We start from the raw sequence: 715 nt of genomic DNA, 5'->3' as shown, positions 1-715 counted from the left end.
AATTCGCTGCCATTATCCACACGAATAACCGCAGGATAACCGACCTGACGACATATCCGTTCCAGGGTCTGCACCACATCCTCACCACGATAACTGAAGCGGGCATCAACTGCTGGCGAGAAGCGTGAGAATGTATCAACCACCGTCAGGATGCGGATCTTCCGTCCTGTCGCCAATTGATCATGGACAAAATCCATTGCCCAAACATGGTTGGAATGGGTCGCATCTGTGCGATCAGCGCGAAGCTTCGCCTTCACGCGTCGTTTGGGAACCTTGTTCCGCAGCTGAAGTCCCATCTCCTTATAAAGACGATAGATTCGCTTCGGATTAACGGGCCAGCCGTCACGCTTGAGAAGCACATGCACGCGCCGATACCCATAACGAACCCGTGTCTGACAGATGTCCTTGATCCTGAGCTTCAGTTCAGCCTGCTCGCCGCGCTTTGACTTGTAGACATAAAGTGACCGGTCAATCTTGAGCACCGAACAGGCGCGTCGTACCGAGACTTTCCAATCCGACTTAATAGTGTCGACAAGCGCTCGCCTGCGTGCAGGCTTCAGAGCTTTTTTGCCAAAACATCCTGAAGCATGGCCTTGTCCAGAGACAGATCAGCAACGATCCGCTTCAGCTTGGCATTCTCCTCCTCGAGCTGCCGTAACCGCTTCATCTCGGATGGTAATCCCCCCACCAAATAACGGGCTTCAAAAGTAGAATT

1 pseudogene is annotated in these 715 nt (G+C 52.6%); it reads right to left on the bottom strand.

Annotation, left to right across the window (positions count from 1 at the left end):
* Positions 1-715: pseudogene (locus CES86_RS02250) on the bottom strand (IS3 family transposase); the annotation flags it as partial.

The sequence above is a fragment of the Brucella lupini genome (genome assembly GCF_002252535.1).
GTDB lineage: Bacteria > Pseudomonadota > Alphaproteobacteria > Rhizobiales > Rhizobiaceae > Brucella > Brucella anthropi.
Note: the sequence above shows the minus strand (reverse complement) of the source record. Positions and strands in the feature narration are given on the sequence as shown.